This is a genomic window from Armatimonadota bacterium, from assembly GCA_013314775.1.
Classification (GTDB): domain Bacteria; phylum Armatimonadota; class Zipacnadia; order Zipacnadales; family JABUFB01; genus JABUFB01.
Map to the genome: position 1 here is coordinate 271,084 of JABUFB010000010.1, position 24,643 is coordinate 295,726.

12 protein-coding genes are annotated in these 24,643 nt (G+C 64.6%); 8 read left to right on the top strand and 4 right to left on the bottom strand.

Features of this window, described 5'->3' with window-relative positions; all coding sequences use genetic code 11:
- Positions 1-182: 182 nt before the first annotated feature.
- Complete coding sequence (locus HPY44_14030) at positions 183-3,614, bottom strand: hypothetical protein (protein NSW57127.1); 3,432 nt, start codon at positions 3,612-3,614, stop codon at positions 183-185.
- 248 nt (positions 3,615-3,862) lie between these two features.
- Here HPY44_14030 and HPY44_14035 point away from each other — a divergent pair, with 248 nt between their 5' ends.
- From HPY44_14035 to HPY44_14050, 4 genes are all read left to right on the top strand, one after another.
- Positions 3,863-5,401: a sugar ABC transporter ATP-binding protein gene (locus tag HPY44_14035; protein ID NSW57128.1), complete on the top strand. Its 1,539-nt coding sequence runs from the start codon at positions 3,863-3,865 to the stop codon at positions 5,399-5,401.
- Positions 5,402-5,462: 61 nt separating this feature from the next.
- Positions 5,463-6,449, top strand: coding sequence for an ABC transporter permease (locus tag HPY44_14040; GenBank protein NSW57129.1), 987 nt, complete (start codon positions 5,463-5,465; stop codon positions 6,447-6,449).
- Between the two features lie 34 nt (positions 6,450-6,483).
- Positions 6,484-7,494 carry a substrate-binding domain-containing protein gene (locus HPY44_14045; protein ID NSW57130.1) on the top strand — a complete coding sequence of 337 codons (1,011 nt, stop codon included), beginning with the start codon at positions 6,484-6,486 and terminating at the stop codon, positions 7,492-7,494.
- Between the two features lie 289 nt (positions 7,495-7,783).
- On the top strand, positions 7,784-11,497 hold the full coding sequence (locus HPY44_14050; protein ID NSW57131.1) for a hypothetical protein: 3,714 nt from the start codon (positions 7,784-7,786) through the stop codon (positions 11,495-11,497).
- 123 nt (positions 11,498-11,620) lie between these two features.
- Here HPY44_14050 and HPY44_14055 read toward each other — a convergent pair whose 3' ends face one another.
- On the bottom strand, positions 11,621-12,571 hold the full coding sequence (locus HPY44_14055; GenBank protein ID NSW57132.1) for a hypothetical protein: 951 nt from the start codon (positions 12,569-12,571) through the stop codon (positions 11,621-11,623).
- 30 nt (positions 12,572-12,601) lie between these two features.
- Positions 12,602-13,711 (bottom strand): hypothetical protein, encoded by a 1,110-nt coding sequence (locus HPY44_14060; GenBank protein NSW57133.1) that lies wholly within the window; start codon positions 13,709-13,711, stop codon positions 12,602-12,604.
- 186 nt (positions 13,712-13,897) lie between these two features.
- Between HPY44_14060 and HPY44_14065 the strand changes: the two genes are divergently transcribed.
- Both HPY44_14065 and HPY44_14070 read left to right on the top strand, forming a co-directional pair.
- Positions 13,898-15,214 carry a hypothetical protein gene (locus HPY44_14065; GenBank protein ID NSW57134.1) on the top strand — a complete coding sequence of 439 codons (1,317 nt, stop codon included), beginning with the start codon at positions 13,898-13,900 and terminating at the stop codon, positions 15,212-15,214.
- A 17-nt stretch (positions 15,215-15,231) separates the two neighbouring features.
- Entirely contained in the window at positions 15,232-16,608 is a 1,377-nt protein-coding gene (locus HPY44_14070; protein ID NSW57135.1) for a trimethylamine methyltransferase family protein, read from the top strand.
- 27 nt (positions 16,609-16,635) lie between these two features.
- On the opposite strand, the gene HPY44_14075 is transcribed toward HPY44_14070, so the two are convergent.
- Positions 16,636-17,421 carry a class I SAM-dependent methyltransferase gene (locus HPY44_14075; protein NSW57136.1) on the bottom strand — a complete coding sequence of 262 codons (786 nt, stop codon included), beginning with the start codon at positions 17,419-17,421 and terminating at the stop codon, positions 16,636-16,638.
- A gap of 131 nt (positions 17,422-17,552) precedes the next feature.
- Between HPY44_14075 and HPY44_14080 the strand changes: the two genes are divergently transcribed.
- Positions 17,553-20,672 (top strand): hypothetical protein, encoded by a 3,120-nt coding sequence (locus HPY44_14080; protein NSW57137.1) that lies wholly within the window; start codon positions 17,553-17,555, stop codon positions 20,670-20,672.
- A gap of 23 nt (positions 20,673-20,695) precedes the next feature.
- Positions 20,696-24,628, top strand: a complete 3,933-nt coding sequence (locus HPY44_14085; protein ID NSW57138.1) for a hypothetical protein — start codon at positions 20,696-20,698, stop codon at positions 24,626-24,628.
- Positions 24,629-24,643 lie beyond the last annotated feature (15 nt).

Below are 24,643 nucleotides of genomic sequence, written 5' to 3' on the forward strand. Positions count from 1 at the left end.
GTTGCCATTGTGCCGCCCCTCCAGGGCTCGGGTCACAGGGGCCGGCGAATCCACGGGTTCCGTTTCGCTTCGCTTCACTCCACCCGTGGCTACAGGCTGACACCCGCTTTGCGGGTTGAAGGCAAAGGCGGACACCCGCGACAGACCCATCCAGCCCGGCCGTCTGTCGTGCCCTCCCCTTCCTACCCTCCAATCGCGGCCACGTCCACCATGTACTTACCCTGCAGCAGCTTCACGCACGCCGGCGTTGCACCCCCGGGCAGGTCGGACAGGCTGATGGTCGTCTCGGCTGATGCGGGGACGGTCACCAGCACCTTCCCCGCGACATCCGCCACCACCAGTTCGCATTCGCCGCCGGGGAGCGCAGCTTTCACGGTCAACTGGTCGCCGTCCCGGATCACATCCAGGCGCTTGCGCAGCTTCGCAATGCTGATGACTTCCTTACGGGGCAGGTAAGCCTTGATGGTGGCGGTCCGCGCAGACCGTGTCGTACTGGCCTCGCGGCAGTTCAGCATGTCGAAGAGATGCTCCTCGGGGCCGACCTCCACTTCGAGCACTGCTCCATCGACGGTATGCTCGGTTCCGTTGATCACGTGATAGAAGGTCTTCCCGTTGCCTGTGAATCGGTTGGCGTAGACACGCGGCATGAGCGTGGGAATAAGCGCCTCGCAGTCCCGGGTTTCAAAGGCGTCGGCGTTTTCCTTGTACAGCGCATAGAGCGCCGGCGGGAAGTACCGTCCGAAGGAGGCCACGGCGTTCCACAGCCGGTTGCGGTTCTGTGGGTCCGCGCCCCGGTGGTCGAGTTCATACGCCTTGCACTCGGGGAAGTAGAACCGCTGCAGATTGCACTCCACCGGCCGCAGGGGAGTGGCCTGCACGGTCACGTCGTAAGTGATCGTCCCGTCGATGTACTGCATGAGGTAGTCGTATCCAGGGTGCTCCAGGGTGAGCACCGATCCCGGCGTCACCCGGTCCATCGCTTCGCGCACCATGCGGGTAGCTTCGGCGACGCCCTTGTTCCACTGGGTCACGCCTTTCTCGGAAAACCGGTGCTCGTGCAGGTCGCTGAAACACGCCCAGCCCCGGTGCCCGTACTCGTCCAGGCGGATCCCGTCGGCACCGGTCTCGCGCATGACGCGCTCCATAGTTTCTGCCACCCACTGCCAGACCGCCGGGTTGTCGTGACAGGGGTTCCAGACTTCATAGCTCTTCGAGTGCTCACCGTTCTGCAGAACCACACCCCATTCCCTGCCGTGAGCCTTGCCGATCTTGCTATTGTCGTCCATGCGGAAGGGGTCGGTGTAAAGCGTGACCAGGGCACCCATATCCTTGTATGTCTGGATGGCCTTGCGGAATGCCGGCAGCCCGCCGAAGCGCTCATTGTATCCCAGGTAGTCCCCCGGCTGGTTGTTCCACATCATCTCGCCGGTTACCGGGTCTTTCACGAAATAGGGCTGCCAGGTCTTCCAGACAGACGCTCCCAGTACTTCCTCCACCTTGTCGATGGGTGTTCCCCAGGGCCCCAGTGGCGACCAGTCCCACCAGGACATGAGTTCGATGCAGTCGGTATCGGGCCGGATGATATCGGTGCGGTATGCGCCGTCCTTGAACAGGATGCCCTGGCCCCACCCCGCGGCGATCATGTGGTGTACGTCTCTCAGTCGCGAAGGCCACGGACGGAACTGCCAGACCCGGTGGGCCCAGTCGGCGTAGGCTTTCATCGCGACCCGCCAGTCTCCGGGGTGTGCACTGAATACAGCCTGGGCGGGTTCGAAGGACTCGCCCGGACCACGTGTGCGCCGCTGGTATTCATAGGCAAAGCCGGTGCCCTGTACCGCATCGAGAGAGTTGGTCCACTTGTACTCCGGCGCCGTAATCATGCTCAGGCGCTCGGCCCGGTCCTCGCCCTGGCCTTCGATGTACTTGCGCAGGGCGAGCACCTTGTGCCAGCCTTCAGCATCATCGGCGCGCACAGACAGACCTCCGCCGCGCTCTGGGCTGAACAGGTCCATGACCTGGTAAAGAGCCTCGTGATCGCCGTAACCTTTGCGAATCACCGCCGGACGGTCAGCAATGACGCCGCCGCCCCACGGGAAGAAATAGTAGTCAGCCGCCGGGTCATCCGAGGCCTTCAGGCCGGCCACGTGCGGGAAGGCCACCTTGAAGTCAACCGGAGTATCCCCGGCATTGGTGACCACGAGGCCCATGCGCAGGCCCTCGTCCTCGATGCCCAGTGTGAGACGCGCCGACAAGGCTGGAGCAGGCAGCGCGAGCTCTGCGACTAGTCCCGTTCGGCCGGCCGCGGTCACAGAACGACACTGGAAATCCCGGTTCCCCGCATAGCGGTGTTCGCCGATTTCGACCAAGAACAGGGCCGCGTTGTCGGGACTGGTCACCATCTCGCAGGCGGTGATCTCGTTGTACAGGGAGACCAGTCGCAGCTTGTCTGCTATCTCGAACTTGGCGCGCAGACCGGAGTTCTCGAGCTCCACTGTCGTCCCCTCCATGCGCATGACAGGCTCTCGCTCCGCGGGCTTCCCGGCGGGAGCAGCAATCTTCGGGCACATGTCGATGGGCTTCTGGCGGGGGTGGTAACTCAGGCCCAGGTTCACGGTGACGGCGCGCAGCGTCACGGGTGCGGTCGCCCGGATCTCTACACCGGAGGGTTTCGAAGCGAATGGCGGCATGAGGGTCGTCCCGGTCTCGGACATGCCCTGGATCGTATCGCCCGGCTTGCCCTCGCTGTCCAGGACCGCGACCTCCACTGGCGCGCTGGCATCCACGGACAGGCTCAAGGCTTCCAGAGCGTCAATCCGGGCTGGATCCCACTCGACCCGGGCAGTCTGGCCGGCGGACAGGCGCAGTCCATCCGGGACCAACTCTGCGCCGTGTGCACCGGCGTAGAGAACGAGACCGGCGGGGTCCTGAAGCGGGACGGCGCCTGCCGGCCGCCAGGTAATGCTCTCCCGCATTTCCCGGGCCAGGAGATAGAGGCGCACCATGTATTCGCCCGTGCCGCCGGGGACGGTCAGCGTGTCGGTCCGCCAGTTCTTCCCGTCGAAGGCCACCGCGCTGTTTCCACGGTTCCAGGTGTGGTCGATGCCCAGGTACAGGTAGTCGTCGCGCTTGTCGGCCGTCTCCTTGCGCAGGATGATCTCGTTCTCGCCCCGCACGAACTGCTCTTTCGGCAAGGACATGTCGTACCAGTCGAAGGTCGCGGGCTTACCCTCGGCGTACACCGGCGCGCCACAGTTGGTGGGAAAGCGGTTTACATGTCCGTTCACCACCACCTCGTAGGCTTCATCCAAACCGTTGGCCTGCTCCAGCGTACGCCAGGAGTAGTCGCGTACGGTCATGTAGACAGACAGGCGTACGGACTGCACGGCATCCCACACATCAGCCGGAACATGAGTCAGGTCCAGGATCTTCCGGGCCCAGTACTCGCCGCCATTCTGGTGAGTGATGCTCTTGCTCTGGTCGCCATCCCACTGACCGGCGTCGTCCCGGACCATGGTGACGCCCTCGGCCACTTGCTCCACCAGCGACGGAACCGCCGCCGCAAATGGGGTGAGAATGAGGATTAGCAGTGCCGGCAGGAGTATTCGCGGGTTCATGTCGGGCCTCCGAAGCGGCACACAGAGTCGCGCCGATTTAGTATGTTGTTTTTCCACATGTTCGGCGGCCTGCCCTTCCGCATCGGGGCTGCGAACCGCAGAACTCGCATCTCGGCTCCAACCTCACTCGAGACCGGTCCCCCGACGCGGCGGATCGGGCTGGCAGTCCCACGCGGTCGCCCGCAGGATATACCGTCTCTTCCCGCGAACATCCATCTGTTCCGCCATAATCGTGAGGCCGCGCCATCATGCATGAACAAGCCCAACCTGCTCTGAGGATGACCGGCATCAGCAAGGCTTTCGCGGGGGTCCAGGCCCTGCGCGCCGTGGATTTCAGCGTGCTGCCCGGTGAAGTCCACGGGCTCGTGGGTGAGAACGGGGCGGGGAAGTCTACCCTCATGCGCATCCTCAGCGGAGCAACGCCACCGGATTCAGGCGAGATCGTCTGGCGGGGACGCAGGCATGAGTTCGCATCCCCTGCATCTGCCCAGGCCGCGGGGATCGCCATGATACACCAGGAGCTGAGCCTTGTGCCGGGCGCATCGGTGGCCGAGAACCTCCTGCTGGGCCGAGAGCCGGTGAACCGTGCAGGCATGTTGCGGCGCTCGGAGATGCTGGACCGCGCCGCGCAGATCATGTCCGACCTCGGTGTCCCGGTCGACGTGCGCAGACCGGTGGAAGATTATCCGCTCGCAGTGCAGCAAATGGTGGAAGTGGGCAAAGCGCTGTCGCGCGATGCGTCGCTGATCGTCATGGACGAGCCCACCAGTCCCTTACCCGATACCGAAGCCGATCGGCTGTTCGGCACCATCCGCTACCTGCGCGATCGGGGCATTTCGGTGGTTTATATCTCCCACCGTATGGAGGAGATCTATCGAATCTGCGACCGCGTCACAGTGTTGCGAGACGGCGAACTGGTTGGGGTCTCTTCCATTTCGGAGATTTCCCGCGACCGGCTCATCGAGTGGATGGTTGGCCGGCGTATCGAGACTCTCTTCCCGCGCAGACAGGTGGCGCCGGGCGAGGAGCTGCTGCGGGTCGAGGCGCTCAGCCTGCCGTCCGAGGAGGGCGAGGGTCGGCTCTTGCTGGACAGGGTGTCCCTCCACCTTCGGGCCGGGGAGATCGTGGGCATCGCCGGGCTGCGCGGTGCCGGCGCAAGTGAACTCATGGGCGCGGTGTTCGGGCGTTACGGAAGCCGCCCCACGGGGAGCGTGGTACTCAAGGGTAAGACCGTTCGGTTCACGTCCCCAGCCCAGGCAATCCGCGGCGGGCTGGCGATGCTCACCTGCGACCGCAAGGCCACCGGGCTGATCATGCCGCTCTCGGTTCTGCACAACATGACCCTATCGGCCCTGCCGGACATTGCCCCTTCCGGCATCCTGCGCCGTTCTGCGGAGTTGCGGCGCGCCGAGCCCCTGGCCCGGCAGCTCAAAGTGCGCACGGCGTCGCTGGACGCCGAAGTAAGCGGCCTCAGCGGGGGGAATCAGCAGAAGGTGGCCCTCGCGAAATGGCTTATGACCGAGCCGCAATGCCTGCTCCTTGACGAACCCACACGGGGAATTGACGTGGGCGCGAAGCACGAGATCTATGAACTCATGAACCGCCTTGTGGAGGAGGGCAAGAGCATCCTGCTGACTACTTCGGAGCTGCCCGAGCTTCTTGCCATGAGCGACCGCATCATCGTCATGCACCGTGGTAAAGTGACCGCTGAGTTCACGCGCGCCGAAGCCACCCGGCAGAATGTGATGGCCGCGGCCATGGAGGACCCAGGTGAGCGATCCGCCTGAAACCCGTCAAATACCTAAGATTTCCGACTCAAACCGAGCAGCGAGTGGGTTCGGGCTCGCCTTGCGATTTCTGGGTCGCCACCGTGGGATCGCGGCGCTGGTAGCGGTCTTCATCCTGGGCTGCATCGTCAGCCCGCGCAACCTGCGGACCGGCGAGATTGTGTTCCTCACCCCCGGGAACCAGTCCAACGTGCTCTTCGAGTACTCTGAATATGGGCTCCTCGCGGTGGGGATGACCCTGGTGATCCTCACCGCAGGAATTGACCTGTCCGTGGGGTCTGTCCTGGGGTTTATCGCAACGCTGTTCAGCTTCCTGATCATCGCGAAGGGGGTATCTCTTGGTCCAGCCGTGCTCATCTGCATTATCGCCGGTTGCGGGATCGGTGCGACGAACGGGCTGCTTGTGGCGAAGCTGCGGATCCAGCCTTTCGTGGCGACCCTCGCGATGATGGTTGCCGCACGGGGGGCCGCCAAACTGGTCTCCGGGGGCATCAAGATCGCCCACGGCGCTCGGCCGTGGTACATCCTGCAGGACGCACCGCCGCGGGTGTTCGAATGGATGACCGCGCCGTATGCGGGGGGCTGGCTGCGCCCTGTTACCCTCCTTTTCCTGGTGACCATCATCCTGGCCGCGCTCATAGTCCGGTACACCCGGTTCGGGCGCTACCTGTACGCGGTAGGAGGCAACGAGGAGGCCGCGCGGCTTTCGGGAGTTGACGTGGCGCGCACCAAGATACTCGCGTATCTCATCAGCGGGATAACCGCCGCGCTCGCGGGAATCTCAAGCGCGTGCAGGATGGGTTATGGCGACCCCGAAGCCGGGGCAACTTTTGAACTAGACGCCATTGCCGCGGTGGTCATCGGCGGGTCGAGTCTCATGGGCGGCCGTGGCGGGGTGATGCTCACCCTCATTGGCACGCTGATCATCGGCTATGTGAACAAGATCCTCAGTCTCATCGGCTGGCAGGAAGCCCAGCGGCTCTTGGCGAAAGGCGTCATTATCGTGCTGGCGGTGGTGATCCAGGAGACCCGGCGGCGTCGAGTGTAGAGATCGGCAGTTAGTAATTCACGGAGGCCTTGCCATGAAATGCGCCTGGCTCGTCGTGCTGATCTTCGCTATCCTGTCGCTCCTCACCGGTTGCGCGCCGAAACCCGCGACGGATACCGGCCCAACGCCAAACGTGGACACACCACAGAGCTCGGGACTGGCGCCGGAAGCGGCCCAGACCTTTACAATCGGAATGTCCCAGTGCAATCGCGGCGAACCGTGGCGGGTACAGATGGACGAGGACATCAAGACCGCCGCCGCCGAGCACCCGGAACTCGAGGTGCTGTTCAAAGACGCCCAGAACAAGACTGAGCAGCAACAGGCACAGGTTCGCGAGTTCATAGCCCAAGGCGTAGATCTCATCATCATCAGTCCCAAGGAAGCGTTGCCTCTCACCAAGCCTGTTGACGAGGCCATGGCCGCCAACATCCCCGTGATCGTTCTGGACCGGAAGATCGAGGGAGACAACTACACCTGCTTCATCGGCGGCGACAACGTGCTCATCGGCCGAGAGGCGGGCAAGTACATGGTGGAGCTCCTCGGGGGCAAGGGGAAGGTCGTGGAGCTTCAAGGCCTGGCAACGTCCACCCCCGCCGGCGAGCGTCACAAGGGGTTCATGGAGGGCATCGAAGGCTCTGAGATCGAGATCATCTTCTCCGCCGACTGCCAGTGGCTGGAGCCCAACGCCCAGCGCGAGATGAACTCGGCCCTCTCCCGGTTCGAGCAGATCGACGCGGTGTATGCCCACAATGATCCAAGTGCTCACGGGGCCTACCAGGCGGCCAAACAGGAAGGCAAGGGACGCGAGAAGACGATCAAGTTCATCGGTATCGACGCCCTGCCCCACGAAGGCGTGAAGTACGTGGAAGAGGGTATCCTTGCAGCAACCTTCCAGTATCCTACGGGCGGCAGGGAAGCCATCGAGGTGGCGCTGAAAATCCTTGCGGGCGAGAAGGTGCCGAAGAACATAACCCTCGGCACCCGCAAGTTCACGCCGGATAACGTGAAATCCGGTGGCGAGGAAATCCCGGCGCCGGAGGGATAGACCACGCCTTTCACCAGCTCACGTCGGGGGCAAGAGGCTGCCGCGGCCTGCCGGGGGATAGCGACGGAAGACGAGGGGCGCGCCATAGCCTTCGGGCCTCGCAGGGGCAATGGCACTTTGCCACCGGAGTGAGCTGGTGGTTGACAGGGCCGGGAGCATACCCGAGGCAGTGTTGCCTGCGGGGAGCAAAACGAGCGGAGCCTGGGGTGACACCCGCTTCGTGCCATTTCCTTGCGCCCTGCGGCCGTCCGTCCGCCGTTCTCTCCCCCACCCCCCGGAGGCGAGACACATGACCCGCCGCGTCTTTCTCATTCTCTGCGCTCTTGTTGCGGCAAGCACTGTTGCCACGGCCGCCCTTGCCCAGTCTGCCTGCGAGGGCTCCAATGCCCAGACGTTCCTGGCGCAACTGGCCCAGGCAAGCACGCCGCTCGCCGCTCCCGTGCAGTCAGTCGATCAGTCCCCTGACAACCCCTGGGAAGCCCCCTGGAGCGCCGGAGCCAACGCTGACAGGCCTCTGACACGTCCCCGGGAGCGCTGGCTTGACTTCTGGCCCCGACAGTCACCGCGCACATACCGCGGCGCCAACCTGGAGTACGTGCTCATGCCCGTCGGCGGTATCGGCACGGGCACGATCTGGCTGGACGGGCAGGGCCGCCTCGCGGTCTGGCAAGTGTTCAACAACTACGACGAGCGTCCCGTGCGCGACACGTTCTTCGCGATCCGCGCCGAAGCGGAAGGTTCCGAGCCGGTGGTGCGCTGCCTGCAGACCGTGGGGCAGCCGGGGTTCGCCCCCATGGAGTCGCTCGAGTACGAGGGCGGCTACCCCATCGCCCGCCTGCGTTTCTCGGACCCGGCGCTGCCGGTGCGGGTGATGCTCGAAGCCTACAACCCCATGATCCCCACCGACGCCGCGAACTCCGCCCTGCCTTGCGCGATCTTCCGCGTCACGGCGAGCAACGAGGGCGACCGCACGGTGTCCACGTCGGTACTCGCCAGTCTGGCCAATGCTCTCCCGCCACTGGAGCGCGCCGGCTTTGCGGCACCGGGCGGTGTGCCGGCCATCGCTTTCGACGAGAGAGGATACCACGGCGTGTTCATGCACCCGGGCGCGGATGGATTCGCCCCAGGGCTGTTCCGAGTCCGCGAGATCTATGGCAGGGCGCTTCCTGAACCGCCGATTCTCTGGGTGGATGGCCTCTCACGGCCCGACGGTTCTGTGGAAGACCGCGCGCGCTTCGAAGAGCGCATAGGCCAACTCGCCCGGGCGATGCGCGAGGGCAGCCCGGTGGTGATCTCCGGCATCGGCACGGATTTCCCCCGGCTCCTGCAACGGGTGCAGGAGGAGGAGCGCGCCCTGGGGATGGAGGTCTTCGAGGATTTCGAGGGCGGCTCGTATGAGGGCTGGAACATAAGTGGCGACGCCTTCGGCAAAGCGCCCGCGGGCGGAACCACCGGCGGGCAACAGGCCGTGAGCGGCTTCCTCGGCGCGGGGCTCGTCAACACTTTCCAGCCCAATGACCAGCCGCAGGGGAAGGCGGTATCAAGACCTTTTACGGTCCGCAAGCCCTGGATCGGCTTCCTTATCGGCGGCGGCGCACATGCGAATCAGACCTGCATCAACCTGCGCGTGGGCGACGAGATCGTCCGCACTGCAACCGGCAGGAATGACGAGAAACTCGAACCTGCCTGGTGGGATGTCCGCGACCTGCAGGGCCGCGAGGCGGTCTTCGAGATCGTGGATGCGCACTCCGGCGGCTGGGGCCACATCAACATCGATCACATCTTCTTCAGCAACACCCGGTCCGATGACCTCCTGCGCCAGGACCGCGCCTATCCCCTGCTGGCAGGCGCACTTGGCTGGCTGGCTGATGCCGCAACCACCGCACAGGGCGGTACAGTCATGGCACAGGCGGGCCTGCCCAAGGCCGACAAGCTCCCCGCGTGGCGCCCGGCGGCGTGCATGAGCGTGGATCCTGCACGCGCCGCCGAGAGTGGCTTCCAGCCCATCGCCGCCGATTCGAGCGGCAGGGCCGTGGTCCTCTCGGGCAAGCTGGGCGAGGCGTCCGCGGTCGTCTGTCTGGCCTCGCGGCCGCCGGATGAGTGGGTCAAAGCGATGCTCACGGCCGCGCGGGGTGTCCCCATGCGGGAGGTCGACTGGCTGGTGCCGGCATCCCCCGACTACGGATCGATGGAGCTTTTCTCGCCGGAACCTGAGGCCGCCGCGGGACTGTGGGTTCACGGCCGTCAGATGGTCCATGACTTCGTCAGCCAGGGCGCCGTGCGGCGCCTCCAGACACCTGCGGGCAACGGGGCGGTTGCGGTGCCCTTCAAGCTCGAGCCCGGCGAAGCGCGAACGGCTACCTTCGTCATCACGTGGCACTTTCCCAATGTCTCCCGCCTGGGCAAGCATGAGGGCAATCTGTACAGCAGGCGATTCGGAGACGCCGGCCAGGTTGCACGTTACGTTTGCGAGAACCTCGATGCCCTCTGGGAGCGCACCGACCTGTACCAGCGCACCCTGTACGAGTCCAACCTGCCGGAGTCTTGGCTCGACGCCATGACCTCGCAGTCGGTGATCTTCCGCGGCCCCACAACCTGGTGGGCGGAGGACGGGTACTTCGGGGGCTTCGAAGGCTCGTACGGCTGTTGCCCTCTCAATTGCACCCACGTCTGGAACTACGCCCAGAGTCATGCCCGGCTGTTTCCGGAGATCGGCCGGAACATGCGCCAATCCGACCTGCTGGTGTACATGCGCGATACGGGCGAGACATCCCACCGCCAGCATGGTCTCCACGGCGCCTTCATCGACGGACAGTGCGCGGCCATTGTGGAGGTCCTGCGCGAGCACCAGATGAGCACCGATGACCGCTTCCTGCGCAGCGTCTGGCCCGCCCTGCAGAAGGCCACGGATTGGCTCATCCAGCGCATCGACGCCGATCGCGACGGTGTGCCCTCCGGCTCGCAGCCCAACACCTACGACTGCAATGTCTCGGGCGCGAATACCTTCATCGGGTCCCAGTACCTGGCGGCGCTGGCGGCAGCCGAACAGCTTGCACTGGACATGAATGAGGCCGCGGTCGCCCAATCCTGGAAGGCCGTGCGCGAAGCGGGCATGCGCAATCAGAACGAGGCCTTGTGGAACGGCGAATACTACATCCAGAAGTCCGATCCACAGCCCCTCCACGACTACGGACCCGGGTGTCACAGCGACCAGCTTCTAGGGCAATGGTGGGCGCACCAAGTCGGGTTGGGCTACCTGTATCCGCCGGATCGGGTTCACAGCGCCCTGAGCGCCATCGTGCGAAACAACTTCCGCGACAGCTTCGCGGGTTTCCAGCAGCACCCCCGCCGGTACGTGCTGGACGATGAGGCCGGGCTCCTCATGTGCACCTGGCCAGAGGGTGGCCGGCCCAACCCCTTCATCATCTACGCGGATGAGGTCTGGACGGGCATCGAGTACTCCACCGCCGGGCTGCTCATCGCGGAAGGGATGATCGAGGAGGCGGACAGGATCATCTCAGCGGCGCGGTCACGCTATGACGGCAGACGGCGGGATGGCCTCGACAGTGGGCCGGGCGGCAATCCCTTCAATGAGCTGGAATGCGGTAAGTTCTACGCCCGGGCTATGAGTTCGTGGGGCCTGCTCATCGCGGCGCAGGGACTGGTTCTGGACGGTCCGGCCGGGACCATCGGCTTCAAGCCCCGGTGGCGGCCCGAAGACCACCGCAGCTTCTTCACCGCGCCCGAAGGCTGGGGGTTGTTCATCCAGAAACGTGAGGGCAGCCGCCAGACTGAGCGCATCGAACTGCGCCACGGGAAGCTGCGCGTCGCGCGACTTGTGTTTGAACTGCCTGCGGAAGCGGGAGAGCCATCTGCAACCGTGGCCATTGACGGCGCCAACATTCCCTGCGAGTTGAAACGCGATGGCCGGCAAGTAACGCTGGAGTTCGGCAAACCGCAGGTCATCTCCGAGCCGGGAGTACTGGAAGCTACACTCGGGTGATACCGGCCGACGCGCTCCCCACCCTCTTCTCGCCACGGCCGGAGACGGCCGGTTCGCTCAGGATGAGGAGGACGGCGTGCCCGCCTCCCGTCCGTGCCTTGGTATATCCTCTATTCACCATGCTTATTCCGTGCCTTTCAGCCATTCCGCCAGCCACGCGTTGATCGGCTCAGTGTCGAAAGATGACCAGCCCTCGGCGTTCCCGGACTGGAACAGCGTAGCGCCCAGCACATAGGGGTCTTCACGCAGGCGGGCGTCGAACCACTTGAGCCAGTCTTGGAACTTCGCCGCATCCCCGCGGGCCTGCCAACCGTCCTCCCGCGGGTTGCCCCGGAAGTCAATTCCCGCTTCGGTGATAATCAGCGGCATCTTCGCGAGCTCCGGATGCTTCTCCACGAGCATGCCATGAAGCATCCGGTACCGCAGCGAGGTCCAGATCTCCTGCGCCATGTCCGTCCCGTAGACCAGGGAGTATGCGTGGTAGCTCCAGCTGCCTTTCACTTTGTGCGCCGCAAGAAGGCCCGGCGCGAAGGCCAGGATCTTCTCGCGTATCTCATCCGGCGTACCCGGGGGATTGCCCACAGGGATGTTGGAGATGCACGGACGGAAGCCGGCCTGCGCGATGAGCGGCGCGAGGGCCTGCCAGAAGCGCGCCATCCAACGGGCGGTCTCGGCCGATTCCCAGATGGGGTAAGGCTCGCACTCATTGGGGCCTTCCACGTAATCGATCAGCGCCCGGTCCCCCGGTGCGAGGCGGTCAAGCGCGGGCTTCAGCGCGGTCTCCCAGTAGTTCCGGCCGGATGCTGACGGGTCCGCGTCGCGCGGGTACGAGTGACGGGTGTAGATGCGCACGACCGTGACGCCCTGTGGGTACCGAGACTTGTAGTCACGCAGCGCTTCGAGCATCGGCTCGTGGAGGTCCAGCACCTTGAGCACCCGCGGGCCCGCCGCTACAACCTGCCGGGCGCCCTGACTGTAGCTGTTGATCAGATGCAGGCTGAGCTTCGACTCTGACAGGGCAGCGCATGTCGGAAGCGTGAGAAGGGCGATGGATAGACCAACAATCGCTCTCAACGGAGGCAGCTCCTCCCGAATCACTGGCGCCTACTCGATCACCTTCGGCTCCGCGCCGTACGCGTTGTCGAACACCCGGGTCTGCTTCGCCGCGCGCACGGCCTTGGCCGGGGTGTCGTGGTTGAGGAACCAGTTGTGGTATACGTCGCAGGTCTCCTCGGGTGTCCCGCGGATAGCGATGGGTGTCTGTGGCGCTCGGAAAGTGTTGTTGTAGATTTCGATGCGGGTGCCCGCGATGTCCGTGCCGTCCTTGCGGTCACGGCCGCCGTGCATGTCGAAGCAGTGGCTCAGGGAAGTGCCCAATTCCACGTTATTCCGGGCGATGTAGCTGTTGCCCGGCGCACCTGTTCCGGCGATGGAATGGCGGTTGAAGTCGAACAGGTTGAACTCAATCAGCGAAGATGAGACGCCGTGGGAAATGCCGTACCCGAGGCCATTGTACTGGCAGTGGTGGATGTAGTTATGGTGGATGTGGTGACCATGACCTCTGGTCAGGTATACGCCGCCGTGGGCGAAAGCCGATATTTCACAGTTGTCCACCTCCAGGTTGTCGAACGCCGTGCTGATGCCATTGGAGGTGGGAAACTTGTAGTAGTAGCTGTGCCCCGGCCCTCCAGGACCGAAGGCTCGCCGATGGTGGTCAAGATACCGCTTGGGACACGGGCCCTGGATGCGCAGGCCGGTGATGCGCACCTTCGGCCCCAGCGCGCGGATCATCACCGGGGTATTGAGCGCGTCGCTGGTGAGGATCGCGCCCTGTGATCCGTCCTGGCCCCTGTTCCCCGCGAGCGTCACGCCCTCGGGTATCTCCAGCACGAACTGATCGATGTAGATGAGAGTGGTGAGGTCAACTTCCGTCTCGCCCGGGATGAACACCACCTGACCCGGTTGCGCCTGCTTGAGAGCCTCCGCGATCTCCTCGGGCGTTTTCGCGGTGAAGTCACCGGATGTGATGATGTCTGTGTACCCCTTCCCCCCGCCAATGGGGCCGCGTTCGTCTGGCTTGGCGCCGTAGGTCACTCCATCCAGCTCGACCCAGGTCTGATCCTGGCCCAAGGCCGTGACCGTCCCCATCGCGGCCAGCACACTCAGGAAAACCGTCACCGTTGCGGAGGGTGCAGACCACATGCCCACATGCACTGTCCTCACCTGCCTGATCGACGCTTTTCGCGCAAGACACCGCAAAGTTCGCCGAAAACGGTGGATAGCCCTCCGCCGCGTGGAAGTTAGCGCCAGGGCGGCTGAAGGTATAGTAGGACCGACATGGAATGATTGGCCCCGGCACTGCTGCGAGCACACTCCCGGTCCGCGAGGAGATTACCCACTATGCCGCGCCTGTTCGCGCCCATCATCGCAGTCATCTGTTCGACCGCCGTCGTCGCCGCACCGGCTGAGTGGGTGAAATACATTGCTCCCAACGAATCGTTTTCGCTGCACCATCCAGCGGGTTGGGAGGTGAGCACCGAGGGCGGCGCGATCCAGATCACCGACCCGGTGAGCGGAAGACAGATCCTCATCATTTCCCTCCCCTTCGATGCCGACAAGTCCCCACAGGCATTGGCCGAGGATTTCGTGGCCGTCCTGCGCGCAGGCGCGCCCGACATCAAGGTCACGGCCTTCACCGAAGTCGGCGACGAGCCCGGTACCGGGGTGCATGCGGGAATCACCTATTCCCTCGCAGACGCTCCTCACCGTGCCGATGCTCTCGTGGTCAAGAGCGAGGGTCAAGCCGTGTGGTTCTCTATCTCCGGCGTTGCCCAGGGCTACGACCAGGAGAGCAACCTGAATTTGCTCAGCACACTCATCGGCACAATGGCGGAGGGAGCGGGTTCAAAGCCGCCCGCAGTGTCGGCCGATCCGCGCTCCCGGGCCATCGAGACCAACGCCCGGGCCTTTCTTTTCGTCCTCCAGTTTGGCCTCGGTACACCCTTGCCATTGGTCGACGAAAGCCGCGTAATGTCGGAGCTAAAGCGTGGCTGGGCCAGGCTTTCTGACGAGGACCTGGCAAAATACGACCAATATCAAGCGCTCGTGACCACTATCCGGCAGGCCAAGGGCGAGGAGATCGACAAGCTGCAGACACAGATCGGAGCCGCGATCCGCGAAGTGTTGGACCAGGCGGATGAGACCGACCCGTCCATCTCCGCGATCAAGAGCGCCCTCAAGTCCGGCGACGAAATACTGGTGGAAGCGGAGACACCGCTTACCACCCGCACCGCGCAGGGATACAGCGAGCTCATCGCCTTCGCCGAAACACTGCGCGACAAGCCGGAATCTACCCCCGAACAGGTGTCTGCCGAGAGAACCCAGGCCCTCCGCGCCCAGCTGCTCGATGCCTGGCCGGGGTACACGGAGGACGACCGCAAGCTCGTCTCCGGCACCCCTGCGATCTGGTCGGTCTACCGGCAGGTGTTCCGGTACGGTTCGGAGGAGGAGCGCCGGCAGGTGCGGGAACAGGTCGCGAAACTCGCGCCGAAGCCGGATCCCGCGGCTGCGAACGGCGGTGGGCAGCCTGCCGGCGCCGATGGCAAAGCGGGCCCCATGAGCATGGTCGCCCACTGGTCGCTTATGGAAGTCCAGAAGATGACCTTCAACCACTGGCAGTGGTGCATGGGATACAAGCGGACGATGTTCGGCTGGTAGCCGAGGAGGCGGTTTGCATGGACCTGCATCTTGCGCCCGAGACCATCGCCCCGTGGGTCGGCAGGATCGTGGATGGAGCCTGCCACGTGCTCGAGCACAAAGGCATGCTTGTGCACCACGAGAGCCTTCGCGAGTCACTTCGCCATGTGCCTGGCGTGCAGATTGACGGCTCCCGGGGGCGGTTCTCGGAGGAGCTCAGCCGTGGGTTTCTCGATGCCTACCGGCAGATGCACCCGTTCCGAGCGCCGGAAGGATACTCGCTCAGCGCCGGCTGCCATGCGCTTCATATCCACGACACGGACGGTGCCCTGCGGCCCATCACCCTTGCCGACATCCAGCGAGGCACGCGCCTGGTTGCGGCACTTGCCCCCGAGGGAATCCACGGAATTGCTCCCGGCATCCCGCAGGACGTGCCGCCGAAGCTCCGGAGCCTGGCACAACTCATCGCCACTGCGAAGAACCGCGCCGGTCGCCCGGGGCATGTCCCGATCCAACCGGAGACCGAATCATACAACAACGAGTGCTATCGCATCTTGGGCTACGAACCTTCTGCCGGGGTCCACATCATCTCCCCTCTGCGGTTCGAGGGGCAGGAAGTGGACACTGCACTTGCCCTGCGCAAGCTGAGGCCCGACTGCAGCGTCGGGGTCGGCACCATGCCGATCATTGGCGTCAGCGCTCCCGCATCACTGCTCGCCGGGTTCACGGTGGCTCTCGCGGATGTCCTGGGTGGCGCGCTGGTTTTCCACCATACGGGGACTCCCCTGGAGCGTATCGGCATCTGGGTCAACGCATACCCCTTCGACATGCGCCAGGGCTGCTTTGTCTATGGCGAACCAGCCAACATCGCCTGCAGCCTGCTGGAGCGCGAGGTGAACCGGTATCTCGGCACCGAGGTTAGCGCCAAATCGTTCTCCGTGATGGCGCAGACCCCGGGCGCCCACGCCTGCGCGCTCAAGGGCGCGTTCACGGGCATGATGGTTTCCCAGGGCCGCAGGCTCTTCTCCGGTGCGGGGGTGCTGTCTCTCGATGAGGTGTACAGCCCGGTGCAGCTGATCTACGACCGCGAGCTATTCCGGTTCGTGCGACGGGCTGAAGAGATGCTGGACATTGGGCTGGTCGAGGAAGCGCTGATGGTGGACGAGATCATCGACAGCGAGGAGTTCCTGACCGCCGACTCAACGCTGGCGCACTTCCGGGACCTACAGTGGGACTCCCGGATATTCGCCCCGCGCATGGTGGAGCAGTGGCGGGTCGCGGGTTCGCCGTCCGAACATGAGGCGGCAGTGGCCGAGATCGAGCGCCTGCTGGCGGAGTATGAGTTTGAGCTGGACGACCACAAGTCCCGGGCGCTGGACGAGGTGTACACCAGAGCCGAGCGGGAACTGGCGTGAACCTGTGCGGTGAGCGCCACCGGCGCGTTACCTCTTGCGTGCCCGCACGATCAGGAAATACGCCACAACCAGGTGGTCCTGCAGGCTGGGCCTCTCCCGGACGGCCTCGTCCGTCGGAACCGGCTCGCACAGGCGCTCAATGGTGAAGCCCGTATCCAGCAGGAGGTTCAGCCAGTCGCTGATGGTCCGGTGGAAGAGAGGCGTCCGGAAAGGCGGCAAACCCGCTCTCGCTTCTGGTGGCGCTGCGCTGAAGGACCACTCCAGCACTTCCCCGCCCGGATCGCGGAAGTATTCGCCCACCTCGATGGCGTACGTTCGCCCGTCTTCGTCCCGCAAATTGCGGCGGTGCGGAGTATCAAAGCACGGGTGGGTGATGGAAAACTGGAGAAAACCGCCGGGCCTGAGGACACGGTACGCTTCGGCAAGCACCCGCTCGGTCTCGCCTACATCCATGAAGCACATGAACGAAGTCGCGAAGTCAAACCTCGCGTCCGCGAAGGGCAGATCGACCGCGCTGCCCTGCAGGTAGCGGATGCCCAACGGCTCTTCGCGCTCCGTCTGTTCGGCGTAACGCAGGAAGGTTGGCGATATATCCAGCGCGGTCATATGAGCGCCGCGCCTCGCAATCTGCCGCGTATTGCTGCCTTCGCCGCAACCGATGTCCAGGCCCGCCATCCCGCTCACTTCCGGCAGCATCTTCAGGAACGCCGGGGTGTTCACCCAGTCCCGCGACACATCGTAGCCCTGCCGCGCCAGGGTGGTCCAAGCCTCCGCATTGCCCTCCCAGTATCGTCCGACTTCTCGATGATCCATGTCCGTGGCCCTTCTGGTTTGGTGTAGGCGCCGGCACGACGGCGCAGGTTGCAGGGCATGTGTGGCGAAATAGCGATTGTGGCTGGATCTGTGCAGTCTCCCCTGACCAGGAGCGAAGGGAGCGATCGCGGATGATACCACGCCTGACCACAGTGGCCGCATTGGTGCTGGTCACCTGCAACTGCATCGCCGGGCAGACCCAGTTACGCGTGGAGAACCCCGCCGGCGTGGCGCTGGCAGCCTGGCCGATCACTACAGGCGTGCCCTTTCCGCCGGGAAGTCTGATGTCGCCTGAGAACGTGCGGCTGCTAAGTGAGACCGGTGAGGAGATTCCGCTGCAGGTAGCCCTCACCGGCGCACATCCCGATGGCTCTGTGCGGTGGCTGCTGCTGGATTTCCAGGCCGATCTTCCGCCGGAAGGCCGCGTTTGCGTTCTCGAATGGGGCGAGGGCGTCACGCGCAGACCAATCCCGGAGCCACTGCGCGTGGCCGGGGAGAATCGGTCCGTCCACATCGCCACCGGTTCGCTGGAGTTCCTCGTCAGCGGTGATCGGTTCAACCTGTTCGAGACGCTTTCGCTCGACGGCCGGCCACTGATCTCCCCCACTGACCTCGCGGGACCGTACTTCGTTGACGACCAGGGCCGCGAATACCGGGCGAGCTTGGATGAGGCCCCGGAAGTGGGTGTCGAAAGCTATGGCCCGCTGCGCACCGTGGTCACCGCCCGGGGATGGTACTGCGCACCCTCGGGTGAGCGCAAGTGCCGGTACATCGTGCGTATTCACGCCTTCGCCGGGAAGCCCTGGGTGCGGGTGTTCTATACGTGGCTCATGACGGAGAACTCCGACGCCCTGCGCTTCCGCGATATTGGCCTGCGAATCCCCATTCAGACCAGCCAGTGCGCGTTCTCCCTGGATACAGGCGAGAAAATCGCGGCGCCCGTATCCGCTGATTCGACCCCATACCTGGTGCAGCACGACTTTGACCGGTTCACTGCGCGGCCTGCTGCCAATGCAACCGGGCAGCCCCTGGGAACACTGTCTGTCAGTGGTCCCGACGGATCCTGCACTCTCGCGGTGCGCGATTTTCGCCAGCTGTTCCCAAAGGAACTCAGCGCGAACCCCGAGGGTATCACTTTCCACATGTGGCCCGCTCACGGCGTCCCCAACCCCGACCGCAAGGTTGAGGACTCCATGCTTCAGTACCTGTGGTTCTGCCACGAAGGCGACGTGCTGGACTTCGCCGTCCCCGCCAGCTACACCGAGCATGTGGGAGAGCACAGCGAGTATGAGTATCGTTACCTGCGCTCGGCAAAATACGCGAATGCGATGGGCCTGGCGAAGACCCACGAACTCATGCTGTGGTTCGGTGAACCGGGCGGGAGCGCCGATGCATCCACCACCCGCGGTTTTCAGGACGCGCCGGCGGCAATGGCCGATCCGCGCTGGATGTGCGACTCGGGTGTGTTCGGCGCCATGCAGCCGTATAGCCCGGAGCAGTTCCCAGAGTACGAGCAGCTGATCGAGGGCAACTTCGACGCCGAGCAGCGCATGCAGGAGCATACCCGCGATTACGGCATGTGGAACTTCGGCGATGCCCACACCAACTGGGACATGGCCCGCAATCGCTGGGCCGATGTCTACCGGGTCTGGCGCAATACCCACCATGGCGCGCCGCGCACGCCCTGGTTGCTCTACTTCCGCTCGGGCGACCCGAAGTACCTTCAGTTCGCAGTCCGCAACGCCCGGCACGTGCTGGACGAGGACTTCTGTCACTGGAGCACCCCTGAAACGGAGGCTCTCCCCTACCCGAAGGGCAAGATCAAGGGCGCGCTCAACGACTACAAGGGCATTGTCCACTGGCATTCGGGCAATCGTCTCACCGATTACAACTCCATGACTGATTTCGCCCTCTGGTACACCCACATGACCGGCGATCGCTGGGGCTTGGAAGTGGCCACCGACTGGGGTGAAGCGGTGAAAAAGCGCTTCGTCAAACCCTTCGGACATCGCGAGGGGGCAGGGACGCTCTCGGCCCTGATTGAGTTGTACAAAGACACCCGCGACGAAGGTTACCGTCCCATCATCGAGAGCCTCGCGAAGTACCTCATGAGCACCCAGAACCGGGACCCGGAGAAGGGTGTCGTCGGTTCCTTTCCGCAGTGGGAGAACTACGCGCCGTGGCTGGAACGCTACTGGGAACTCACCCGCAGCGAGGAAGCTCGACAGGCGATCCTCGCGTGGGCGAAAGCCTACGGAGAGGGCTACGGCGACAGCAGTTCCGACCGCAGTTGCGGCGAGTACATCAACATACTGGCCTATGCGTATATCGCCGGGCAGGACCTGGACAGCCTCGCGCAGGGCGTCTGGGAGGCTCAGCGTGCCGTCGGCTCCATATACCGCGGCCCGGACCCGCTGCTGCAGGGGCTCATGCAGAATGGTCAGACGTCACTGGCGGGGTTCCATATCCAGCGCCTTCCCGCGCTGATGAAAGCGTTGGCGATGCATGGCAAGCCGGTCAAGCCGAAGGCTCTCTTGGCCGCGCGCGAAGACTTCCCGCTCTTGTTCGCGCGCACCCGCCCCGTGATCGACGGAGTGCCCACGAAGATCGAGACCGTGGAATGCTGGCTGCTCGAAGACACCGACCGGCCCTTCACGGTCACCTTCAGCACTTCGCACACTTACCCGGAACGCCAGTTCACCATCATCGGCACCGGTCCTTCGGGAGCTGAAGTGTTCCGCAGCGTGGAGACATACCCGGCGGGTGCGAAGGAACTGGTCGCCACGGTGCCCGCTGACGGTGAGACCGGCATCTACCGTTTCACCGTGGCCGCGCCGGGAAGTTTCGGGAAAGTGGGCTGCCCAATCCGGACCGATCCCGCCATGCCCGTCGCTTTCCCACTCGCTGGAAGACTGGCGCCGATGTTGGGCGCGCGCTACTTCGCGTACGTGCCGGCGGGCGTATCTCGTCTCGGGCTTACAGTCACTCCCGCAGGCGAGGGGGCTGTCACTGCCCGGCTGTCCTCGCCGGAAGAGGACCTGAGTTCGGAAGTGACCTCCGGATCAGAACGGAAGCCATATACCACCGACCTCCTGGACGTGGGGTCACACACCGGCGTCACCTGGCAGTTGGACTTCAATGGCGTCACAAGCACCATCGAGTTCGTTTCCCAGGGCGCCGACATACCGCTAATCCTGTTCCAGGAGGCATATCCAGCCGAAATCTGCGAACGGTTCACGGAGGCGTTGTGAACTGCGGGCGACTGAAAGGGCTGATGAGAATGCGCACGTTGCTGCTGTGCCCGATGCTTCTCGCACTGGTTTCAGGCCTGTCCTGGGGCCAGGGGAATCCGGTGTCCAATGGCAGTTTCGAGGTCTTCAGCGCCGGGGGCGCACGTGCTGAAGGTTGGGAATTCATGGGCAATGTGCGGGTGATGCCCACCGATGCCCCTGATGGCAAGCACGCCCTTCGACTCGTGCGCGAACCGGGGACAACCGGCGAAACTGGGCTCAACCGGGGCTGGGAGCCGAGTTCCGGGAAACAGGGCGATATGCTCTCGCTGCGCAAGGGGGCGATTCGTTTCTGGTACAAGGCCGTCTCCGCCGACCCACCGGATGCACTCAGCGTGCAGATCATCCCCATGAGCGACAAGCCTCTGGAAGTCGGCCAGGCGGGCCGCACCACCTGGAAGGCGCCCTCAAAGCATGTGGGCGATGGACAGTGGCATCAGGGGATCATGGCCTACGACTACACCGATGAGCCCGACGTCAAGTGGGTTCACGTGAGCTCCCGGCTTCGCGGCGAGAGCGGGGAACTGTGGCTGGACGGGATCGAGTGGGTGTCCGAAGCGGGCCCGGTGTTCCAGTCCGGCGGCCTGACTTTCGAGGAAACGCCCGGGCGCGAGGGCGAGGAAGGCATGTTGAAGCTGGAGCTCTCCAACGTGGGCGACCGCACCACCGAGCCCGGCAGCGTAACATTGAGCCTCCCAGAGGGTCTCTCCGCCGAGAAGCTCACCATCCCCGTCCCTGCCATTGCCCCGGGTGAATCCGAGAGCCTGAAGTGGACCATCACCGGGAAGCGCGATATCCCGGGCCAGAAGCTTACCATCGCAGCGAAATCCGGCAACCAGCAGGTGGATGATGACTTCGTGCTCGCGGCGAAGCTCGCAGTGGCGCGGCTGAGTTGCAGCCGAATGATCTTGCGCGCGGGCGAGCCGGTTCAAGTGCAACTCATCGCGCGCAATGACGGCCATGTCACGGTCCCGGCACCGCCTGCGTCGCTGGACCTGTCCGAGGGCATCCGGGCGACCGCTTCGGCGGACGAGGCTCTCTTGCGCCCCGGCGTTGAGTCGCCGGCGCAATCCTGGACGGTCGTGGCCGAAAAGCCAACGCTGCTGACCACTCTCTCGGCGTCCCTCGAGGGCGTCAGTGGGGGTGCCGTTCTGCCCCTGGTCATCGCCGAGAGATTGCCCGGTGATCTGACGGTCGACACTCCGGGCCCGGTCTACTCGGGCGCCACGGATGAACTGGCGTACATCGGCACCAACCGGGTGCGCCTACTCATCAGCCGCGAAGACCCCGGCTACGCCCTGGGCGCGTTCCAGGTGAAACGCGGAGCCCTCTGGGAGACTGCCGCGATACTGCCCAGGCTGGGGCTGATTGCCTCAGGGGACGATGAAAGGCCCCTCGCAGCAAAGCGCGCGGAAGCCCAGTGGTGGCCCAATCGGGCAAGGCTGCTTCTGTCAACGGAGGCCACCATCAACGGTGCGCGCTGGCGGGTGTCCTGGACGCTTTCGGCACTTCCGGGCGGCGACACCATCGACTTCGAGACGGTGGCCCGGCCGCTGGAGAACACGTCGATCGCTGCCCTCGAGGGCCCCATGTTGTACTGTGGCGAAGGCGGCGGACCTGAGCGTGAGGATGCCATTCTGCCGGGTCTGGAGTGGCTGGTGAAGGGTGAGGAGTCCTCAAACGCCCTGGACATCCTGCCCGAACACCCGGACCGCATCCGCTACGTGCCCCACCCGTATAAGGTGTGCGTTCCCGCGGTGGGGATGCGGTTTGGCGACATGGCGGTGGGCCTGCTGTGGGATGCGCCGCTGAACCAGCCTTCGTACGCTCAGGCCGGCGCGGCCAGCCTCGTGTTCGCGACGCCCAACCGCTTCGAGGGACACAAGAACCACCTCATGGGCCTGTTCCTGCCCGGGGTGGACAAAGGTGTGCCGGAGAATGAGCGCCGCGCAACCGAACCGCTGCGAGTCAGGGCGACCCACCCCATCAAGCTCCGGGCCAGCCTGTACGCATCGACCGGGGCCAGCGACTGCCTCGCCGCCCTGGATCGCTGGTATGAACTCAACGGCTACCCCGAGCCGCTCCCTTACCCCCGGGGTAGCCTCATGGACGAGGTCGCCTTCAGCATGCAGGGATACTTCAAGGAGTACGCCCTGTGGAACCCGGAGTGGGGCAAGTGGTACAGCGACCTGATCGTGGGCTTCCGTCCCACCGACAGCCCGGCGACCGAACTGCTCTGGGGTGCACGCGTCCTGGGTGAATCTCCTGTGACGAAGACTGCCCGATCGTTGGCGGCGGAGGTGCTCGGCGGCGATGAGCGCGCACTCGACCTGCGCCTGGAACACCCTTCGCACCCCGCAAATGTGCTGAGCGTGGCCCGGCAGGTGCGCAGCCTCATCGCCAGCCAGCATGAGGACGGCACCTGGCGTTTCGGTGGTGAGAAAGCGGGCGACTGGCCTGAAAAGGGCGTCAATTACAAGGTTCTCGGCCCGGTCGGCGCGTCCGAAGTGGGCCTGAGCGCATCCAATGCCGAGACTCTGCTGGATTTCGCTCTGACGACCGGCGACCCGGAAGCGACGCAGGCCGGGCTCAAAGCCCTCGAGGCCATGCGCGCATTCCGGGTGCCCCGGGCCGCGCAGGTCTGGGAGGTGCCGGTGCATACACCGGACATCCTTGCATCCGCGCGCGCGGTGGACGCGTATCTTGCGGGCTACCGTCTCACTGGCGACAAGACCTGGCTGGCTGATGCCGTCTACTGGGCTCGTACCGGCCTGCCCTTTGTATATGTCTGGCAGCCCGGTGACCAGCCCGCGATGCAGGGCGCGAGCATCCCCGTTTTCGGCGCCACCGGCTACGGTCTGAGCTGGTTCGCAGTGGCTGTGCAGTGGAACGGTCTCGCTTACGCCCAGTCGCTGTATGACTTGGCCGAAGTGGACCACTCCTTCCCCTGGGCGCGGGTCGCGGACAACCTGCTGGTGAGTGGCATGTATCAGCAGGCCACCGAGCCGCCACGGTTCGCCCAGTGGCCCGATGCGCTCAACTTCATCAAAGGGCGCAAGGGTGCACACGGCCAGACGCCGCCCTGCTTCCAGCCCAGCACAATCCTGCGCCTGAGTCTTCGCAAACTCGGGCAGAAGATCGCGCCTGAGAGCGTGGCCGTCCGGCAGGGCGACCAGCACCTGTGCGTGCGCGGCATGGCCCGGCTGACCGAGACCCGCTGGGCGGGTGACGTGCTGGAGTTCAACGTCGACTTCGCTCCCGGTCAGTGGGGCGCGGTCTCGATTCTCCCCATCGAGAGGCCCCTGAGCGTTATGGTCGACGGCGAGGATGTCCCCGGCGTAGAGGACCTCTACGCGCATGAGGCCGCCGCCTGGTCCTGGCACGAGGAGACGGGCATGGTGCAGTTGCGACTTGTCAACTCAGGCAGCTTCCGCGTCCGCGTGGATGGTGTGAAGCGCCGGGACGTACAGTGGGCTCCGCCGGTTCGGACATCGCTGGACTTCGAATTTGCCAAGGGCCTCCAGGGATGGACCGCGGACCATGACCTCGAGCCCCTGCGCATTGAAAAGGGTTGCATCGCTACTGTAACCACCGGCACCGATCCGTACATGTCACGCGGATCGCTCATGGTCGAGGGGAAGAAGGGCGACGTGCTGGTGGTCCGCATGTCCGTGCTGTCCGGGGGCAACGTGGGCAGCCTGTTCTGGTCCACGGAGACGAAGCCCGGTTTCGCGCCGGAACGCGAGGTGCATTATCCGCTGAACTCCGACGGGGCCATGCGCGATGTCCGCATCCCCCTCGGCAGTCACGAGCGTTGGGCGAACAACAGAATCACCGCCCTGCGCATCGATCCGGGTGGCGGCGCGGTGGGTTCGAAGGTGCTCATCGAGAGCATACGACTGGAACGGGCAGACTGACGGGCGGCCATCGGA

Bases quoted from the DNA above. Each gene is read 5' to 3' on its own strand.
- HPY44_14030 (NSW57127.1), bottom strand. From the start codon at position 3,614: ATGAACCCGCGAATACTCCTGCCGGCACTGCTAATCCTCATTCTCACC.
- HPY44_14035 (NSW57128.1), top strand. From the start codon at position 3,863: ATGCATGAACAAGCCCAACCTGCTCTGAGGATGACCGGCATCAGCAAG.
- HPY44_14045 (NSW57130.1), top strand. From the start codon at position 6,484: ATGAAATGCGCCTGGCTCGTCGTGCTGATCTTCGCTATCCTGTCGCTC.
- HPY44_14050 (NSW57131.1), top strand. From the start codon at position 7,784: ATGACCCGCCGCGTCTTTCTCATTCTCTGCGCTCTTGTTGCGGCAAGC.
- HPY44_14065 (NSW57134.1), top strand. From the start codon at position 13,898: ATGCCGCGCCTGTTCGCGCCCATCATCGCAGTCATCTGTTCGACCGCC.
- HPY44_14070 (NSW57135.1), top strand. From the start codon at position 15,232: ATGGACCTGCATCTTGCGCCCGAGACCATCGCCCCGTGGGTCGGCAGG.
- HPY44_14075 (NSW57136.1), bottom strand. From the start codon at position 17,421: ATGGATCATCGAGAAGTCGGACGATACTGGGAGGGCAATGCGGAGGCT.
- HPY44_14080 (NSW57137.1), top strand. From the start codon at position 17,553: ATGATACCACGCCTGACCACAGTGGCCGCATTGGTGCTGGTCACCTGC.
- HPY44_14085 (NSW57138.1), top strand. From the start codon at position 20,696: ATGAGAATGCGCACGTTGCTGCTGTGCCCGATGCTTCTCGCACTGGTT.